General features: G+C 40.8%; 19 protein-coding genes. 4 read left to right on the plus strand and 15 right to left on the minus strand.

Going from position 1 to position 17667, the window contains the following annotated elements:
• Window positions 1-185: 185 nt before the first annotated feature.
• From nrdG to mnmA, 10 genes are all read right to left on the minus strand, one after another.
• Window positions 186-782, minus strand: coding sequence for an anaerobic ribonucleoside-triphosphate reductase activating protein (gene nrdG, locus ACXYSM_RS07880; protein ID WP_458634946.1), 597 nt, complete (start codon window positions 780-782; stop codon window positions 186-188).
• 4 nt (window positions 783-786) lie between these two features.
• Window positions 787-1287: a GNAT family N-acetyltransferase gene (locus ACXYSM_RS07885; protein WP_458634947.1), complete on the minus strand. Its 501-nt coding sequence runs from the start codon at window positions 1285-1287 to the stop codon at window positions 787-789.
• 38 nt (window positions 1288-1325) lie between these two features.
• Window positions 1326-1466 carry a hypothetical protein gene (locus ACXYSM_RS07890; protein ID WP_000521611.1) on the minus strand — a complete coding sequence of 47 codons (141 nt, stop codon included), beginning with the start codon at window positions 1464-1466 and terminating at the stop codon, window positions 1326-1328.
• A gap of 11 nt (window positions 1467-1477) precedes the next feature.
• Window positions 1478-3685 carry an anaerobic ribonucleoside-triphosphate reductase gene (gene nrdD / locus ACXYSM_RS07895; RefSeq protein ID WP_458634997.1) on the minus strand — a complete coding sequence of 736 codons (2208 nt, stop codon included), beginning with the start codon at window positions 3683-3685 and terminating at the stop codon, window positions 1478-1480.
• A 125-nt stretch (window positions 3686-3810) separates the two neighbouring features.
• The gene (locus ACXYSM_RS07900) at window positions 3811-5364 is read right to left on the minus strand and encodes a damage-inducible protein CinA (protein ID WP_458634948.1); all 1554 of its coding nucleotides are present in this window, start codon (window positions 5362-5364) and stop codon (window positions 3811-3813) included.
• A gap of 44 nt (window positions 5365-5408) precedes the next feature.
• A complete protein-coding gene (locus tag ACXYSM_RS07905; RefSeq protein ID WP_024054483.1) occupies window positions 5409-5543 on the minus strand; it encodes a hypothetical protein in 135 nt (44 codons plus the stop codon).
• 87 nt (window positions 5544-5630) lie between these two features.
• On the minus strand, window positions 5631-7547 hold the full coding sequence (gene mnmG / locus ACXYSM_RS07910) for a tRNA uridine-5-carboxymethylaminomethyl(34) synthesis enzyme MnmG (protein ID WP_458634949.1): 1917 nt from the start codon (window positions 7545-7547) through the stop codon (window positions 5631-5633).
• Window positions 7537-7968: an NUDIX hydrolase gene (locus ACXYSM_RS07915; protein ID WP_458634950.1), complete on the minus strand. Its 432-nt coding sequence runs from the start codon at window positions 7966-7968 to the stop codon at window positions 7537-7539. Before ACXYSM_RS07915 ends, mnmG begins: the two co-directional genes overlap by 11 nt.
• A gap of 8 nt (window positions 7969-7976) precedes the next feature.
• On the minus strand, window positions 7977-8432 hold the full coding sequence (locus ACXYSM_RS07920; RefSeq protein WP_458634951.1) for an NUDIX hydrolase: 456 nt from the start codon (window positions 8430-8432) through the stop codon (window positions 7977-7979).
• Between the two features lie 139 nt (window positions 8433-8571).
• On the minus strand, window positions 8572-9693 hold the full coding sequence (gene mnmA, locus ACXYSM_RS07925; protein ID WP_458634952.1) for a tRNA 2-thiouridine(34) synthase MnmA: 1122 nt from the start codon (window positions 9691-9693) through the stop codon (window positions 8572-8574).
• A gap of 305 nt (window positions 9694-9998) precedes the next feature.
• Between mnmA and ACXYSM_RS07930 the strand changes: the two genes are divergently transcribed.
• The gene (locus ACXYSM_RS07930) at window positions 9999-10802 is read left to right on the plus strand and encodes a hypothetical protein (protein ID WP_458634998.1); all 804 of its coding nucleotides are present in this window, start codon (window positions 9999-10001) and stop codon (window positions 10800-10802) included.
• A gap of 178 nt (window positions 10803-10980) precedes the next feature.
• On the opposite strand, the gene ACXYSM_RS07935 is transcribed toward ACXYSM_RS07930, so the two are convergent.
• Window positions 10981-11178: a hypothetical protein gene (locus tag ACXYSM_RS07935; RefSeq protein WP_414170747.1), complete on the minus strand. Its 198-nt coding sequence runs from the start codon at window positions 11176-11178 to the stop codon at window positions 10981-10983.
• A 276-nt stretch (window positions 11179-11454) separates the two neighbouring features.
• The gene (apf, locus tag ACXYSM_RS07940; protein WP_036756293.1) at window positions 11455-12081 is read right to left on the minus strand and encodes an aggregation-promoting factor; all 627 of its coding nucleotides are present in this window, start codon (window positions 12079-12081) and stop codon (window positions 11455-11457) included.
• 240 nt (window positions 12082-12321) lie between these two features.
• Between apf and sdaAB the strand changes: the two genes are divergently transcribed.
• The 3 genes from sdaAB to ACXYSM_RS07955 are packed head-to-tail and all read left to right on the plus strand — an operon-like array spanning window position 12322 to window position 14530.
• A complete protein-coding gene (sdaAB, locus tag ACXYSM_RS07945) occupies window positions 12322-12993 on the plus strand; it encodes an L-serine ammonia-lyase, iron-sulfur-dependent subunit beta (RefSeq protein WP_195183513.1) in 672 nt (223 codons plus the stop codon).
• A gap of 8 nt (window positions 12994-13001) precedes the next feature.
• Window positions 13002-13874, plus strand: a complete 873-nt coding sequence (sdaAA, locus tag ACXYSM_RS07950; protein WP_458634953.1) for an L-serine ammonia-lyase, iron-sulfur-dependent, subunit alpha — start codon at window positions 13002-13004, stop codon at window positions 13872-13874.
• Window positions 13875-13897: 23 nt separating this feature from the next.
• Window positions 13898-14530, plus strand: coding sequence for an HAD hydrolase-like protein (locus tag ACXYSM_RS07955; protein ID WP_454380025.1), 633 nt, complete (start codon window positions 13898-13900; stop codon window positions 14528-14530).
• 105 nt (window positions 14531-14635) lie between these two features.
• On the opposite strand, the gene ACXYSM_RS07960 is transcribed toward ACXYSM_RS07955, so the two are convergent.
• The 3 genes from ACXYSM_RS07960 to ACXYSM_RS07970 all read right to left on the minus strand — a co-directional run bounded on the left by ACXYSM_RS07960 (window position 14636) and on the right by ACXYSM_RS07970 (window position 17630).
• Complete coding sequence (locus ACXYSM_RS07960) at window positions 14636-15103, minus strand: DUF805 domain-containing protein (RefSeq protein ID WP_458634954.1); 468 nt, start codon at window positions 15101-15103, stop codon at window positions 14636-14638.
• A gap of 158 nt (window positions 15104-15261) precedes the next feature.
• On the minus strand, window positions 15262-15615 hold the full coding sequence (locus tag ACXYSM_RS07965; protein WP_314945763.1) for a DUF805 domain-containing protein: 354 nt from the start codon (window positions 15613-15615) through the stop codon (window positions 15262-15264).
• Between the two features lie 164 nt (window positions 15616-15779).
• Window positions 15780-17630 (minus strand): polysaccharide biosynthesis protein, encoded by a 1851-nt coding sequence (locus ACXYSM_RS07970; protein ID WP_458634955.1) that lies wholly within the window; start codon window positions 17628-17630, stop codon window positions 15780-15782.
• Window positions 17631-17667 lie beyond the last annotated feature (37 nt).

Consider the following 17667-nt stretch of genomic DNA (forward strand, 5'->3'; position numbering starts at 1 on the left):
TGTAATTTACAGCACCATAATAGAATAACACAAAGCCCCTGCGATTGCAAGGGATTTGACAGGATTTTTTTAATTTTTCGAATGAAACTGTTTTCTTATCGCTCCTTATCTCAAAAAAGCATAAATGAAGAGCAAATTTTTATTTTTTCTTCTATATTATAGATACAGTTTCTGCAATTGTCTTTTTATTCTCTCCTCACCTGTTCATAGCTTTGTTTCCCATCATTAAGCTTGTCCCAAATAACTACTTTTCCACTTTGCAGAGATTTTTGTACATCGATAATTCGTTGATTGGACGAACCTCGAAACTGGAGCATGAGATTCCTTTTGTTCCGATCATATCGCCCATCGACAAGAATATCAATCATGGACAAGAGTTCTAGTTTATCAAGTGTCTCCAGCATCATCTCTTCCCATGTGTATCCCGTCCAAGACCAGATATCTTTTTCTGGCAATTCTTTCCGTATACGTTTCACGAGAGGCAAGAGAATACCCGTATTGAGGAAGGGTTCTCCTCCTAATAAAGTCAAGCCTTGAACATAGGGTTGGGCTAGGTCTGCTATGATTTGCTCTTCCAACTCTGGGGTATAAGGTACGCCTGTATTAAAGGACCAGGTTGCTACGTTGTAACAGCCCTCACAGTGAAACATACAACCTGCTACGTAAAGGGAATTGCGCACTCCTTCGCCATCGACAAAGTTAAAAGCCTTGTAATCAATGATTCGACCTTGACTCAGTTCTTCACTTTTCCACTCGCCTGGTTTTGGTGTATTCCATGTCATGCTTTTACTCCAAGTCTATCCAATAGCGCTCTGTTCCGTTTCGAACATCCTCCAACTCCCCACCATTAGCTAAGATAACAGCTCGGCTGGCAGGATTTTCCGTGCTACAAGTCACAAGTGCTCGCTTGATATTCTTTTCTTTAGCAACTTGTAGACCTTGGCGGAGGGACTCTTTGGCGTAGCCCTTGCATCTTTCAGACGGACGAATAGAGTAGCCAATGTGGCCACCTAGCTCCAACAAGTAGTCACTAAGACGCAATCGGAGATTAAGGAACCCTACGGCTTGTCCATCTTTCGCAAAAGCGACTAATTGAATAGCAGGCACCCACCCTTCAGGCAGATTAATCCCCATTTCATGATTCTGATTACTTTCTAACCACTCTTCGTAAACAAAATTCTCAGTATCCCAAAATCCGCCATCGTGGGCTGATTGGCTCTTTTCAAACTCTGCCATCATCTCTAAAATTGTTTCTTTATCTGCCAATGTCGGTCTGCGTAGCTCCATATTCCCCTCCCCGCTATAAGAAAAGCGAGAGGCAACTCTCACTTTTTCTTGTTTTTGTTTAAAAACTGTTCTCTAAGGCTAGCCACTCGGTCTTTTTTATTGACTCCACCCTTTGAATGCTTTTCGTGAAATCGTTGAACCAAAGCCTTGCCTTTATCATCTAATTGATATTTCCCCATGCTATCTCTTTCTAATTTCTTACTTCATGTCCTGCTGTTTTAATAGTAGAACCGTTCATGTGTTTCACACGTGCAGCAATTTCCTTATGACGCCCATTAACCATCGGACGAGCTTGTGGATTCCCAAGATAACCACAAGTCCGTTTAACAACATCTACTGTTTTAGGATCATTATTCCCACAGTTAGGACAAGCAAATCCTCTCTCTGTCGGCTCAAAATCTCCTTCAAAATCACACTTGTAACAGCGGTCAATTGGAGTATTGGTTCCGAGATAACCTACACGGTCATAAGCATAATCCCAAACAGCTTCCAAGGCCTTTGGATTTTGTTGAAGAACTGGATACTCACAGTAGTGGATGAATCCACCCGATGCACCCGCTTCTGGGTAGACTTTCTCAAAGTCCAATTTTTCAAAAGGTGTTGGATTTTTGCGGACATCATAATGGAAGGAATTTGTGTAGTATTCTTTATCTGTAATATCTGGAATAGAGCCGAATTTCTCTGTATCCAAGCGACAGAAACGGTCTGTCAAACTTTCAGACGGAGTTGAATAGATAGAGAAATGGTAACCATATTGGTCAGACCATTCTTCTACTCGACGTTTCATATCGCGAATAATATCAAGGGTGAACTCTTTGGCTTCTGGATTATTTTCCCAATTATTACCAAAGAAGACTGTCGCTACTTCGTACAAGCCAATATAGCCCAGAGAAATAGTTGCACGACGATTCTTAAAGAGTTGGTCAACACTTTCTTCTTTTCCAAGACGACGTCCGAAGGCCCCATATTGATAAAGAATTGGTGCATTAACTGGAGTGGCTTCCTTGGTTCTTTCCACACGGTAAACCAAGGCATCTTCCGCGATGTTCATGCGCTCGTTGAAGATTTCCCAGAACTTATTCATGTCGCCTTCGGATTCAAGAGCAATACGAGGAAGATTGACCGTTACCACACCTAGGTTCATACGGCCCGAATTGACTTCAACTCCATTTTCATCCTTCCATCCTTGAAGGAATGAACGGCATCCCATCGGAACCTTGAAAGAACCAGTCAACTCAACAATCTTATCATAAGACAAGACATCCGGGTACATGCGCTTAGTTGCACACTCAAGAGCCAACTGCTTGATGTCGTAGTTAGGTGAGCCTTCCTCTAAGTTAAGACCTCTTTTAAGAGTAAAGATGAGTTTAGGGAAGATGGCTGTACGGTGTTCTGAACCAAGCCCCTTGATACGAATGTTCAGGATTGCCTTTTGAATTTCACGTTCAAAACGACTGGTTCCTAGACCGAAACCAAGAGAGGTAAATGGCGTTTGCCCATTTGATGTAAAGAGGGTATTAATCTCGTACTCTAGTGATTGCATGGCATCGTAGATGTCTTTTTGGGTTTTCTTCCAGGCATATTCTTGGCGCTTGTCAGGCAAAACCCATTCCTCCGCATCCTTGAGGTGCTTTTGGTAATTTTTCTCTGCATAAGGAGCTAAAACTTCATCAATACGGTCTGCTGAACAGCCCCCGTACTGGCTAGAAGCAACGTTTGCGATGATTTGTGAAATCTGTGCTGTCGCAGTTTGGATAGACTTGGGACTCTCTACCTCAGCATTTCCAATCTTAAAACCATTTTCCAGCATGCCCTTGAAATCAATCAAACAGCAGTTGGTCATAGGGGTATAGGGACTGTAGTCCAAATCATGATAGTGGATATCCCCTTTTTGATGGGCATTAGCCACATGTTTAGGAAGCATTTGAAGTCCGATGGATTTCCCAACAATCCCTGCCGTCAAATCACGCTGGGTATTAAAAACATCACTATCCTTATTGGCATTTTCATTGACAACCGCTTGATCTTTATTGAGCAGTTTATGAATACTAAAGTTGATGTCTGTCGCTTTTGAGCGCTCAAAATCCCTTTGAGTCCGATAGGTGATATATTCCTCGGCCAAGGCGTATTCTTTAGCTTCCAACAATTCGTGTTCTACGATATTTTGGATTTCATAGATTTTTACACCTTGTGGGAAACGGCTATGAATCTCTTCGACGATACGTTCAACTAGGGTACTAAGTCGTTTTTCAACCAAAGGGGTTACATCCATAACCTTTTCAGCAGCCTTATGAAGCGCTTTGTCAATCTTGTCTACATCAAAAATTACACGTCTGCCGTCACGTTTTTCGACGAATAAAGTCGGATCAGGGACAGCCTTCTCTTCCAATACAATCATATCCATACCCTTTTCTTAAATATAATATTGATTCTAAAAAGTATTATATCACTAAAAAAATAAAAATCAATATCTTGTGCCAAAAAATAAAAATTTTTTAAAATTACACAAGATATTGATAGTTTTTATTTTAATTTATAGAGTTTAAAGTCTTTGAAGTCACTTTGAACCGCTTGATAATTTTCAGCTAAAAGTTGCTCAACTTCTGTCCATAGACTTGTTTTTGTATTCACTACAATCATCTTTGGTTGATTATCTCTCAGATCATTAATAAGTCTGGTACGATTTTCACCAAGTCCTGTATGCAACCTAGGCGAAAGCAACTGACTCGCAGCTAAACGTTCACTAGCCTTATAACTACTTGTCAGATTATCCCAAACATAGATACGATCTGCAGCTTGAGTTTCCCCTTTGACTTTAGTTTCGATGGCTGTACGTTCTCGATATAGTTCTGCATGAAGTAAATATCGTGATACTACAGGTGCTAAGAATAGGTAAGCAATAGCTAAAATTGGTAGATAGACATTTCCTTTTACAAAAGCTCCCCATACCGAAGTTTCTTCTCTAGATCTTCTACGACGATTCGCTCCTTCCGCTTTCTCTGTTGGAATTCGTGTCAGCAAAAGAAGCGATAAGAAAGGAAGGAACTCAACCATACGACCACCATTGATAAGATCTGTAGAAAAAATCTCTAAAATTAGTACCAAAATGACAGCTATTGAAGCAGAGATTGATAAGACTGACTGTTTCAATGGTTTAGATTGGAAGAGACCTGTAAATGCTAGCGTCAATGCTCCAAGAGCAATTGCTAACAATCCATAAAAGAGGATATTGTCGAGTAATCCCGAGTTAGACGTAAAGTTTAAACTATCTAATGGATAAAGGATTTGACTAATGGCATTTCCGAAACTGCCTTTATAAGCCGTGTAGTATCCAATTGGATAAAAGAAGATTGAAAAACCAAGGCCCGCTGCAAAAAATTGATAGAGACCATGATTCAAGTTATTGCGACCAACATTAAAAGCTGTTAGAGCAAAAAACAAGACGAACCCATACAAAGCCGTGACCAAGGGCGCAAAGAAAAATGCTAGAGCCAAGCTAGCTCCAATCCGGATAAATCCTTTGTCATGACTTGGTTCTGACAAATAAGCTGTTACTAAACTCAAGGCATAGAACAAGAATGGGAGGGCTAGAATAGTTGCATAGCCCCCACCAAAACTAAGAGCACTAGCCAGGACATAAAAGACCGTCAACACTTGTTGCGATTGCTTGTTTTGTTCCGTCAGATTGTAAGCCGAACGGAAAAGAAAGAATCCCGTGCCTACTAAGGCCAACCAATTAAAAACAGCAAACAAAATACTGCCCTTGGTTAAATACTGTAAAAAGTAATAGAGGAGACCACTAGTTCCAAAATAATCTGTGTAGACATCTCCGCTCTGATGCATAGCCCATCCAATATAAAAATCCTGAGACTGCTCCGGACTTATTAACCCTAAAAAGAAGGGTAAAATTACGGACACAAGGACCACTAGAGTACTCAAAAAGAGGATATTCAAAAATGGTAAGCGGGCAGGCTGACGAGTTTCAACCTCGAGTTGCTCCTCATTTTCTACTGGAGCATCCTGACTTCCCATCCAAGTTGGAGTTGGTTCGTCTTCTAATCTGCCATATACGTTCATTCGCTCTCTCCTATATTTTAATTTGTTCTAGTATATCAAAAAGTCTAGTTCTTGTCAGCCTTTGGCGGACGTTCGCTCAACTTTTCAGACAAGGTAACAAAGCGTTCAATCTCATAAAAACGATGATATGAAACTCTTTTATAGCGGTCTAAAAAATTTTTTTCTTCTACTGTCAGCATAGTCATTTCTCCTTTTCTCTTAATTCGAAAAATGAAGAAAAAACTAAAAAAGCTGAATCCCTCAATAGAGAATTCAGCTTTTTATTTTTAGTCAGCTTTCTTTTCTAAGTTTTTAGAAATGCTTCGATTTTTACCTTCTAAATACACCATTAGAATTGAAATATCTGCTGGGTTTACACCTGAAATACGGCTAGCTTGGCCGATGGTTTCTGGATTGATGAGCTTAAACTTCTGGCGAGCTTCTGTCGCGATAGAGTCAATATCATCCCAGTCAATATTCGCTGGAATCCGTTTTTCTTCCATGCGTTTCATCTTGGCAACCTGATCCATAGCTTTTGAGATATAGCCTTCGTACTTGATTTCTGTTTCAATCAATTCGATAATCTTGTCATCTAACTCTTCAGCAGCAGGTCCGATAAAGGCCACCACATCTTGGTAAGAGACTTCTGGGCGACGAAGAAATTCCTTAGCTGTCACCGCATCTGTCAAGGGTTTGAAGCCCATTGCTTCAACCTTAGCATTTGTTTCCTTGACTGGCTTGAGTTTGATGCTGTCTAAACGCTTCATTTCATTTTCAAATTGATTTTTCTTGATTTCAAAACGAGCCCAACGTTCATCGTCAACAAGCCCAATCTCGCGCCCCATCTCAGTCAAACGCATATCGGCATTGTCATGACGGAGGATGAGTCGGTATTCTGCACGACTGGTCAAGAGACGGTAAGGTTCAATGGTCCCCTTAGTTACCAAGTCATCAATCATCACTCCGATATAACCGTCGCTTCGTTTTAGAATTAACTCAGGCTTACCTTGGATTTTCAGCGCTGCGTTGATACCCGCGATAATCCCTTGGCCAGCAGCTTCTTCATATCCAGACGTTCCATTTGTCTGGCCAGCAGTGAAAAGTCCTGAGATTTTCTTGGTTTCCAGAGTCGCACGCAATTGATGAGGCAAGACCATGTCGTACTCGATAGCATAACCAGTTCGCATCATCTCTGCATTTTCCAAACCTTTGATGGAATGAACCAAGTCACGTTGGACATCCTCAGGAAGACTGGTTGAAAGTCCTTGGACATAAACTTCTTCTGTGTTTCGTCCTTCTGGCTCAAGGAAAAGCTGGTGGCGTTCCTTGTCCGCAAAACGCACAATCTTGTCCTCAATCGACGGACAGTAACGAGGTCCCACTCCCTTAACCACACCTGTAAACATAGGCGCACGATGGAGGTTGTTTTGGATAATCTCATGACTGGTACCATTGGTGTAGGTTAACCAGCATGGAACTTGGTCCTTGACATAATCTTCGTCACGTGAAGTGTAAGAGAAGTGATTTGGTGCCTCGTCCCCTGGCTGAATCTCTGTCACATCATAGTTGATAGAGGAAGCCTTGACGCGTGGAGGAGTTCCTGTCTTGAAACGACCGATTTCAAGTCCAAGTTCCTTGAGATTATCAGCTAGGTTAATAGAAGCCAGACTGTGGTTTGGACCTGATGAATACTTGAGATCTCCGATGATAATTTCCCCACGAAGGGCTGTCCCTGTGGTCACGATAACAGCCTTGGCGGCATACTCTTGATGGGTAGCTGTACGAACACCGACAACCTTGCCATCTTCCACCAAAATCTCATCAATCATGGTTTGACGAAGGGTTAGATTTTCTTGATTTTCAACCGTCTTGCGCATTTCCTTAGAGTAAAGTTCCTTATCAGCCTGCGCACGAAGGGCACGGACAGCTGGTCCCTTCCCAGTGTTGAGCATCTTCATCTGGATGTAACTCTTGTCAATGGTCTTAGCCATTTCGCCACCAAGGGCATCCACTTCACGCACGACAATTCCCTTGGCAGAACCACCAATAGACGGATTACATGGCATGAAAGCCAGCATTTCAATGTTGATAGTCGCAAGCAAGACCTTGCAACCCATACGGCTCGCAGCTAGGGAAGCTTCAACCCCCGCATGTCCCGCACCGATTACAATAATATCGTATTCTTCCGTAAAATTATAAGTCATCTCTTAACCTTTCAAAAATTTCTCGTAAATAAGGAACTATCTTCTCCTCCTCTAGAGCTTGATCCATAGTAACCCATTTAAAGTGTGTATGCTCTTCAGAATCTAATCTGATAATTGGCTTCTCCCCAACCCACTCTGCTTTATAAACTAAGCGAGTAAAGACAGTATCCTTAGAGGTATCCAGTTGACTATCTTCGTGAAGAAGTTTGAGCGAACCTCTATCTAGCCTAATTCCCACTTCTTCAACACATTCTCTAAGAGCTCCATCTCGCGGAAGTTCACCCTTTTCAACCCCGCCACCAGGAATATCCCAGTAAGTTGGATAAACGTTGGGTTGTCCTCTTTTAATTTCCGAACGCTGAATAAGCAAAAAATCACCACCACTATGAACAAGCACATGGGCAATAAGCTTAACCATCATTTTCTCTCCTATTCTTCAAGATGAATGTGTCTTAGTTGGCCGTCCCAATCTGCCAGGGCTGTTTTTAAAAAGGCTGGAACTAGCTGGAAATCCTCAAGCTTGTCCAAGTCAATCCACTCACAAGGTTGCCTTTTCTCATCTTCCTGCATGGTCAATGGGGCATCCTCAAGTAAGTCTACCAGATAATGAAACTCGATATTGTGATAGGAAACACCGTCCTGTTCAAAATGATTTTCAACTACAAAAGCTAGTGGCCCAGCTTGAGCTTTGACACCCAGTTCTTCACCCACTTCGCGCACTACCGCGTCTTCCGTGCTTTCATTTACTTGGATCGCACCGCCAATAGTATAATACTTGCCCTTGTCTTGGGTGACTAGAAGTTTGCGATTTTGAAGAATCAAGGCTGTCGCCCGAACGCCAAAAACCGTGTTCCCCACTTTTGTCCGAAAGTCTTGTTGAATCATGTTGCCCCTTCCCTTAAACGACACAAAAACAGTCAAAACTCGTAAGAAGTGCAGGACAAAAAAGCCTGCAACATCCATGAGCTTTGACCATCATTTCTATTGCTTTTATTATTGTAGCAAATTGAGAACATTTGTCAATCTATATGTACTGACAAACTTTGCCATCACGGTAAGCATTATCAATCATACCACCACCGAGACATTCTTCACCGTCGTAAAAGACAACTGCCTGTCCTGGTGTAATGGCGCGCTGTGGCTCCGCAAAGATGACCTCTGCCTTATCCCCTTTGACATGTACAGTCACTTTAGAGTCAGGCTGACGATAGCGGAATTTAGCCGTGCATTCGAGCGTAAATTCCTCTGGCATATCACGAGTAAAGTGGACCTGACTGGCTTCTAAGCTAGTTGACATAAGCGAGTCATGGTAGAAGCCTTGACCTACATAGAGGATATTTTTGCTCAGGTCTTTTCCAACAACAAACCAAGGGGCATTGTCCCCACCGTGTTGCCCACCGATACCGAGCCCGCCACGCTGACCAATTGTATAGTACATCAGACCAGCATGCTCACCCATATCGCGACCATCCACAGTCATCATTCGACCAGGCTGAGCTGGTAAGTAGTTGCTGAGAAATTCTTTAAAGTTCTTTTCTCCAATAAAGCAAATCCCTGTTGAATCTTTCTTCTTAGCAGTTGCAAGGCCTGCTTCTTCTGCTAGTCTGCGAACTTCAGGCTTTTCCAAATGTCCCAATGGGAACATAGTCTTTTGTAATTGTTCTTGTGAAAGTTGACTGAGGAAATAGGTCTGATCCTTGCCATTGTCCACGCCACGAAGCATGTGAACGATGCCATCCTCATCACGCGCCACTCGGGCATAGTGCCCAGTTGCTACATAGTCTGCTCCCAAGGTCAGGGCATAGTCCAAAAAGGCCTTAAACTTGATTTCCTTGTTACACATAACGTCTGGATTTGGCGTGCGTCCTGCACGGTATTCCGCTAGGAAATACTCAAAAACGCGGTCCCAGTACTCTTTTTCAAAGTTGACAGAGTAGTAAGGGATGCCAAGTTGATCTGCTACCGCAGCCACATCCTTGTAATCTTCGGTCGCCGTACAGACGCCGTTTTCATCTGTGTCGTCCCAGTTCTTCATGAAGATACCGATCACATCGTAGCCCTGCTCCTTGAGCAAGAGAGCCGTCACCGACGAATCAACACCACCACTCATCCCCACGACAACACGTGTTTTAGAGTTATCACTCATGGTAGTTCTCCCATCTATTCGTTTATTCACGATTGAAGGTCGTGTTTGCTATCACGATTGAAGGTCGTTTGAGCAGTTTTCATTATAACATGCTTAGTTAGAGAAGACAAGGAAGATGCTGACAAACCTAGCCACCTCTTTTATAAATACATGAAGATAGGATACAAAAGAAATTAATTCATTCCTAAATCTCTATTCTCTTTAAAAACTTATTTTTAAAATCAACTAAAAATGATATACTTTAATAAGGAGGAATGCGTACATGATTCCATATATACACCATCATCCATGTGCGTAGAACTAATGTGAAAAACTACAAAGATATTCTAAAATCAAAAAATACTATTTTTATTATTACACTTATTGCAGGTATTGGACTTTTGACAGGCTTAGTCCTCCATCAAGAAAAAATCCAAGCAGAGAGAGGGAATGTTGCTCTCATCAAACAACAAAAAAATCAACAAGATGTCGAACAAGTAAAAAACGCCATTAAAGACTTCAATATTGATTCTGAAACCATTATAGAAGATTGGAAAAAAATTCAAGAATTAAAACCAACTACTGATGAAGGCAAAAAGACATTAGCAGACTTTCTCGCTTCTACTGCCGATAAAGTCACAAATCATTATAGTGAAAAAGCTTTGAAATTAGATATAAAGGATTCTGACAGCCAGTTTCAAGATAAACAAACACTTGAGACAGCCATCACTTCCTTACAAAAAATAATAGACATCATTAAAAACATTAATTCTGCCAGCGACCAAGTTGCTCTTGAAGAAAAGATAAAACCAATTCAAGAACTAATCTCTAAATTCCAAAAACAAGTTGAAGTCTTGACCAAAAAAGAAGAAGAAAAAACTACCCAAACAGAAACGACTACTAGAGAAGCCGGAATAGAAGCCAGCCGTTCAGAAGATAGTAGCTATATTCAAAGCTATCCAGAAACAAATGGAAGCATATCTAATTCCCAAGCTCCTGCAGCTGAGCAGTCTTCATCTGGTAGTACTAGTAGTGGAGGAGATAATAACGCTAATACAGGAGGTCAAACTGCTGATTCTTCCGGTTCTCAATCAGAGTCTAATAGCGTTACAACCAGTTCGTCTAACTAATAATCTAGATGGCGAAATCCCATAAACTTGTAAGCCCTCAACACCAATGTTTATAATGATCTCTCATCAAATGCAAACACACAAAAAGAGCCTTAAACGGCTCTTTTTTAGGGCTCTATGATATTGGTAGCAGGTTAATTCCCTATAGATATTATGGAGCCAATTATTGATAAAAACTTTAGTCATCTTCGTCTCTATAAAAATATTTTCTATACACCCTTGAAAATATCAAAATTAATGCCCATATCGTACCAAGAGCTATAATAATAGAATTTATTGGATCTATTTCAGTATGTCCAATCACTAGTCCAATTATTGGACTAGTAGACATGTTTAGATATAATAAAAATGACAAAATATGATGTTGTTGCTGAATCTCTCAACTCTTTATCTTTACAATGGTGATAAGTTACTTTGCAAACAGCTTTGCTACACTCTCTTGGAGGAAGCAAAAATAAGCAAACAGTATGACACACTTGCGTTTTCCTATATTCGTATAGGCATTTGTACTAATGATGCTCAGTTGATACAAAATGGACTCTCCTTAGCTAAGCTAGTAGAAGATGAACACTTACTAACAGAACTAGAGCGAGAAGTTGATATCTTTGTAAACAAAAAAGAAAGTCATTGAGACTTCCTTTTCTATATCTTCTTAATACCAACCGTTGTTAAGCCAGAAGTTCTTGGCAGCTGTCCATGAACCGTAACGTCCTGCAACATAAGCGTCTGCCACACGTTCTTGGTTTTCAGCTGAGTAGTCGCCGTTCAAGTAAGAATCTGTCAATTGGTAACGTCCGATGTAACGTCCGTTTGTCGCTGTGTAGCTACCACCTGATTCTTTTTGAGCGATCCATTCTTTCGCTTCTGCTTCAGATCCGCTTACAGTTGCAGCTGGAGCTGAGTAGCTTTCTGCTGCTGCAGGTGCTGAAGCTGGAGCTTCGTAAGTTTCTTCATATGTAGTTTCTTCTACAACAGTTTCAGCAACTGCTGGAGTTTCTTCAACTTCTGCTACAGGAGCTTCTGTTGTTGTAGTTTCAGCAACTGGAGCTGCCCCATCAATAACCAATACTTGGTCAATAAAGATAAGGTCAACATTTTTAATGTTGTTCAATTTAGCTAATTTTTCAACTGTTGTGTTGTATGTCTCAGCAATTTCTGAAAGAGTATCTCCAGGTTTAACTGTATAAGTTTTTGTTTCTTGTGCAAAAGTAAGTGATGGTGCAAGGAAAGCAAGTACAACTGCAAATCCTGCAAGTTTAGTCTTAATGTTTAATTTCATTTAAAAAAGTTCTCCTTCTTTCTTATACTACCATGATACCTTTCTAATGTTACTATTTGTTAACGAATTTGTTTAGAAATGTTACAAAACTGTGATTTATTTACTTAAAAAAGCCACTTTTTGTTACAAAACCCTTGTTATAAAAGCTTTTTAATCTTTTTATATATTTCAGAAAGTAATTAAGCACTTACATCTAATCTTTGCTATAATAGAAGTAAGAATCTTTTTAAGGGGAAACAGATGCAATCACTTCGTTTTCAATCTGTCTTTGATATCATTGGACCAGTCATGATTGGGCCATCTAGTAGTCACACGGCAGGAGCTGTTCGTATCGGTAAAATCGTTTCATCTATCTTTGATGATACTCCTACCGAGGTTGAATTCCAGCTTTTTAACTCTTTTGCAAAAACCTATCGTGGACACGGGACAGACCTTGCCCTTGTAGCTGGTATTTTGGGAATGGATACGGATGATCCTGAAATTCCAAATAGTTTAGAAATTGCCCACAAGCGTGGCATTAAAATCGTGTGGACCATCCAAAAGGACAGTAATGCTCCCCACCCAAATACTACGAAAATCACTGTTAAGAACGATCATAAGACTATCAGTGTAACAGGGATTTCAATCGGCGGTGGAAATATCCAGGTGACAGAATTAAATGGTTTTGCCGTATCTCTCAACATGAACACTCCTACCATCATCATCGTTCATCAGGATGTTCCAGGTATGATTGCTCACGTGACAGAAGCTCTTTCTCGCTTTGGCATCAATATCGCTCAAATGAATGTAACTCGAGAAAAGGCTGGAGAGAAGGCCATTATGATTATTGAAGTTGATAGTCGTAACTGTGAAGAATCTATCGAAGAGATTCGGAAAATTCCTCATTTGCACAATGTCAATTTCTTTCAATAGGAGAAGATATGTTTTACTCTATCAAAGAATTAGTCGAACAAGCCGAACTTGATTTCCAAGGAAACGTTGCTGAGCTCATGATTACTACTGAGTTTGAGCTGACTGGGCGTGAACGTGAAGAAGTTCTTCTCCTCATGGAACGCAACCTCGAAGTCATGAAAGCTTCCGTCGAGCTTGGTCTCAGCGAAAAGAAATCTCGTAGCGGTTTGACTGGTGGTGACGCTGCCAAGCTCGATCATTACATCAAAAAAGGAAAGACCTTATCAGACTTCACTGTCTTGTCTACCGCCCGTAACGCCATTGCCGTTAATGAGCACAATGCCAAGATGGGCCTTGTGTGTGCAACACCAACCGCAGGTAGCGCAGGTTGTCTTCCTGCAGTTCTCACATCTGCTATTCAAAAGTTAAATTTAACGCATGAACAACAACTAGATTTTCTCTTTGCTGCTGGTGCTTTTGGGCTCGTCATTGCTAACAATGCCTCTATCTCAGGAGCCGAAGGAGGTTGCCAAGCGGAGGTGGGGTCAGCTTCTTCCATGAGCGCTGCTGCCCTAACTCTAGCTGCAGGTGGAACTCCTTATCAAGCGAGTCAGGCTATCGCCTTCGTTATCAAAAACATGCTCGGTCTTATCTGTGACCCAGTTGCAGGTTTGGTTGAAGTTCCATGTGTTAAGCGTAATGCCATGGGAGCAAGTTTCGCCTTCATCGCAGCCGATATGGCTTTAGCCGGTATCGAATCAAAAATCCCAGTTGATGAAGTCATTGATGCCATGTACCAAGTAGGCTCTAGCCTCCCAACTGCCTTTCGTGAAACTGCCGAAGGTGGTCTCGCAGCCACACCGACAGGCCGTCGCCTTCAAAAAGAAATCTTCGGTGAATAATTTCAAGATTACTAGGAGAATCAATGTCATCCTTATCAGCTATCTTTTTCGACTTAGATGGAACCCTTGTGGACAGCTCTATCGGTATTCACAATGGCTTCACCTATACTTTTGAACAACTGGGAGTCCCTAGTCCAGACGCAAAAACCATCCGTGGTTTTATGGGGCCGCCATTGGAAACTAGTTTCGCTAGTTGCTTACCAACTGAGCAGATTGAGTCAGCTATCCAGCTTTATCGTTCCTACTATAAGGAAAAAGGAGTTTACGAAGCTCAGCTCTTTCCACAAATCAAGGAACTACTCACTGAACTAGCTCAACAATATCCTCTCTATATCACGACAACAAAAAATACTCCGACAGCAGTCCATATGACAGCTAATTTTGAAATCGATCATTTCTTTGACGGCATCTATGGTTCAAATCCTCAAGCAGTGCACAAGGCAGACGTCATTCGTCAAGCTTTGGCAACTCATAACTTGGATCCAGAAAAAGTGGTCCTTATCGGAGATACAAAATTTGATATGATTGGTGCCCAAGAAACTGGCATTAAAAAACTAGCGGTTACTTGGGGGTTTGGTGACGAGAAGGACCTCATGACCTATCAACCTGACTGGGTCGCACATCAACCAGCAGACATTTTACGTCAACTACAATAGAAGATTTAAACAAAAGCACTCCAACTAAATTGGAGTGCTTTTTTAACTTGTTGATAATAAAATACAAGAAGTCCAAAACAGATTCAACCGTAAAACAAGAATCTCTTAGTTCTTATCTGATTCTTCGAATGGTGTATCTTCAATGGCTTCTTCATTTTTGACTGCTTGAGGTTCACTATAGTTTACCACTTCAGTTTCTTTTGTCGGCATAGCGAGAAGAATCAAAAGAGCTATCCCTCCCACCATTGGGGCAAAGCGAAGGAAGATAAAGGCCCAGTGAAAACCAGCATCACGCAGACGGCGAATTGTCAAAGCTATAGTCGGCACTAAAATAGCTAGATAAAAAACTACATAAATAATGGCAACTAAACCAAAAATCATGAAAGCAGCTTCGCTGGCTGAATCGCTCACTGAATCCATCACGGCACTAAGAAATACAGTGTAGATATATATAACCCAGAAAGGAATAGAAAGGATGAAATTTCCTAACCAAACCCACCAGTAATCTGGACGCGTCGAACGACCAGTGAACTCTGCATATCCTTTAAAGAAATTTTTATACGCGTTAATCATACAATACTCCTAATTTTTATGTTTACTAGTAGATATTAAACTATACAGTTATAGAACACTCCCAAATCTAGTAAAAGATCTGGGAGTGTTAGCAAATTATTCGACAAGACTGAAACTTCTTCGTTCTTGTAGCATTCTTCAGATAGTTGAATTTATCATTAATCCTTTGTCGGCATAGCCAATAGCACCAGAAGAGCGATGCTTCCAACAAACGGAACAAAACCAACGAAAATAAGTGCCCAATGGAAACCAGCGTCACGCAGGCGACGGACTGTCAATGCAAGACCAGGTAAGAAAACTGCCAAGCCCAAAATGATATAAACAAATACGAGTAAGCCCAAAGTCATAAGAGCAGCTTCGCTATCTGGATTTGCTATTGCAGCACCGTATGCCATGTAGAAAGGAATAGAAAGGATGATGTTTGCCAACCAAATCCACCAGTAATCTGGGCGTGTTGAACGTCCAGAAAAATCTACATAACCTTTAAAGAAATTTTTAATTGCGTTAATCATAATATACTCCCTTTTATTGTTATTTGTTATATTTTACCATATCTGTTCACTTAAAGCAAATATGTTCAAAATCACCTAGAAATCCCTTTAAATATAGAAAAAAAGATATTACCTGTCGCCTCCACTTAAAGAAGATTTGACAGATAATAGCTTATTTTTTATATTTAGTCAACATGTGTTGTTTCATTAGCAAAAGCTATGATTGCTCTCTTCAATTCAGAACCCTGCAAGGTACGGAACTCTTCAATCTTCTCATTGATCATCTCAAGAGGCATTACATTTACTTTACCAACAAAGATTTTGTCCATTACTTGATTATCAACTAGTTCAGTTGATACAAGCAACTCTTCGTATAGTTTTTCACCTGGGCGAATACCTACTTCTACGATTGGAATTTCATTTTCAGTATGACCACTGAGTAGAACCATTTTCTTAGCCAAATCGTAAATGCGTACTGGTTTGCCCATATCAAGGATAAAGACTTCTCCATCCTTTGCATAAGCACCCGCATGAATTACCAAGCGACTAGCTTCTGGAATGGTCATAAAGTAACGAGTCATTCGGAAGTCTGTCACCGTTACAGGCCCACCTTCAGCAATCTGACGTTCAAAGACAGGAATTACACTACCACGACTACCAAGTACATTCCCGAAGCGAACCGCACAGTAGGTAGATTGGCTACGTTGATTAAATCCAGTTACAATCAATTCAGCAACACGTTTGGTAGCTCCCATTACGTTTGGTGGATTAACGGCCTTATCTGTCGAAATCATGACCATTTTTGGAACTCGTGCGGCGTCAACTGCCTTCGCAACATTATAAGTTCCAAGGATGTTATTTTTGAAGGCTTCTTTTGGATTGCGCTCCATCATCGGAACATGTTTATGAGCTGCAGCATGGTAAACAATCGCTGGTTCGTACTGTTCAAAAACTTGAAGCAAACGATCGTAATCTTGAATATCAGCAATGACAGGAACAAAATCAATTTCCTGGAACTTGCGAATCAATTCATGGTAAATCAGATAAATAGAGTTTTCTCCATGACCGAGCAAAATGACACGTTCGGGATTGAATCGACTAACTTGACGGCAGATTTCTGAACCAATCGAACCTCCGGCTCCAGTCACCAAGATTGTTTTGCCAGTGATTTCAGAACCCAGACGTGATTCATCCAGCTGAATCTCTTTACGTCCCAACAGGTCCGTGATATCAATTTTCTGGAAACCACCTGCTTGAGGCTGGATACCTTGCACAACTGATTCAATCATCGGCATCTTAAAGCATTTTACACCGATACTGTTACACATTTGCAGGATTCGTTCATATTCAGATGGATCTAGAGACGGAATCGCAACGATAACTTTTTCAACTCTGTAGCGTTTAGCCAATTCTGGTAGATCATCATAAGAACCCAAAACTGGGATTTTCCCAAGTTTTTGTCCTTTTTTCTTTTCATCATTATCCAAAATCCCAACTAGTTCAAGGTCGCTAGTAGGATGTTGGTAGCTGTTCATAAAGAGCGCGCCACCATCACCAGCACCAATCAAGAAGGTACGACGGTGTTCTCCAGCTCCATTTCCCTTTTTACGTCTTGAGTAAATCAACTGCCAAGTGATACGAGGAAGTAGAATCAAGAAAGTTGTTAATAGGATAAAGAGTACGATAAAGCGGATAGAAAAGAGCGGCAAGAAAGCATAGCAAATCACATAAGATAAGATACTACTGATAGTCACTCCGAAGAAAATCTTCATGAAATCTGTTATTTTGCTATATCGACTAATACTAGCATTAAGTCCCCAGAATCCAATCATCAGTTGGTAGAAAAGGAAGGTTAGACCTGTGTAAATGACATAGTCTACCGGGGCTGGATTAATCAAGCCATAAAATAGAATATAGGAAACAATAATTGATAAGACCATACTGGCAATATCAAAAAATCCCCAAAAAATTTGTTTCTGTTGTTTATTTAATACTTCAACCAGATCAATGACGTAATCTGTTATTTTTTTATTCATGTGAATGGTATCCTCCTACGCAGAATCACATTTTCTA

The sequence above is a fragment of the Streptococcus sp. V940 genome, from assembly GCF_054353495.1.

Bases quoted from the DNA above. Each gene is read 5' to 3' on its own strand.
- nrdG (WP_458634946.1), bottom strand. From the start codon at position 782: ATGACATGGAATACACCAAAACCAGGCGAGTGGAAAAGTGAAGAACTG.
- ACXYSM_RS07885 (WP_458634947.1), bottom strand. From the start codon at position 1,287: ATGGAGCTACGCAGACCGACATTGGCAGATAAAGAAACAATTTTAGAG.
- ACXYSM_RS07890 (WP_000521611.1), bottom strand. From the start codon at position 1,466: ATGGGGAAATATCAATTAGATGATAAAGGCAAGGCTTTGGTTCAACGA.
- nrdD (WP_458634997.1), bottom strand. From the start codon at position 3,685: ATGATTGTATTGGAAGAGAAGGCTGTCCCTGATCCGACTTTATTCGTC.
- ACXYSM_RS07900 (WP_458634948.1), bottom strand. From the start codon at position 5,364: ATGAACGTATATGGCAGATTAGAAGACGAACCAACTCCAACTTGGATG.
- ACXYSM_RS07905 (WP_024054483.1), bottom strand. From the start codon at position 5,543: ATGCTGACAGTAGAAGAAAAAAATTTTTTAGACCGCTATAAAAGAGTT.
- mnmG (WP_458634949.1), bottom strand. From the start codon at position 7,547: ATGACTTATAATTTTACGGAAGAATACGATATTATTGTAATCGGTGCG.
- ACXYSM_RS07915 (WP_458634950.1), bottom strand. From the start codon at position 7,968: ATGATGGTTAAGCTTATTGCCCATGTGCTTGTTCATAGTGGTGGTGAT.
- ACXYSM_RS07920 (WP_458634951.1), bottom strand. From the start codon at position 8,432: ATGATTCAACAAGACTTTCGGACAAAAGTGGGGAACACGGTTTTTGGC.
- mnmA (WP_458634952.1), bottom strand. From the start codon at position 9,693: ATGAGTGATAACTCTAAAACACGTGTTGTCGTGGGGATGAGTGGTGGT.
- apf (WP_036756293.1), bottom strand. From the start codon at position 12,081: ATGAAATTAAACATTAAGACTAAACTTGCAGGATTTGCAGTTGTACTT.
- sdaAB (WP_195183513.1), top strand. From the start codon at position 12,322: ATGCAATCACTTCGTTTTCAATCTGTCTTTGATATCATTGGACCAGTC.
- sdaAA (WP_458634953.1), top strand. From the start codon at position 13,002: ATGTTTTACTCTATCAAAGAATTAGTCGAACAAGCCGAACTTGATTTC.
- ACXYSM_RS07955 (WP_454380025.1), top strand. From the start codon at position 13,898: ATGTCATCCTTATCAGCTATCTTTTTCGACTTAGATGGAACCCTTGTG.
- ACXYSM_RS07960 (WP_458634954.1), bottom strand. From the start codon at position 15,103: ATGATTAACGCGTATAAAAATTTCTTTAAAGGATATGCAGAGTTCACT.
- ACXYSM_RS07965 (WP_314945763.1), bottom strand. From the start codon at position 15,615: ATGATTAACGCAATTAAAAATTTCTTTAAAGGTTATGTAGATTTTTCT.
- ACXYSM_RS07970 (WP_458634955.1), bottom strand. From the start codon at position 17,630: ATGAATAAAAAAATAACAGATTACGTCATTGATCTGGTTGAAGTATTA.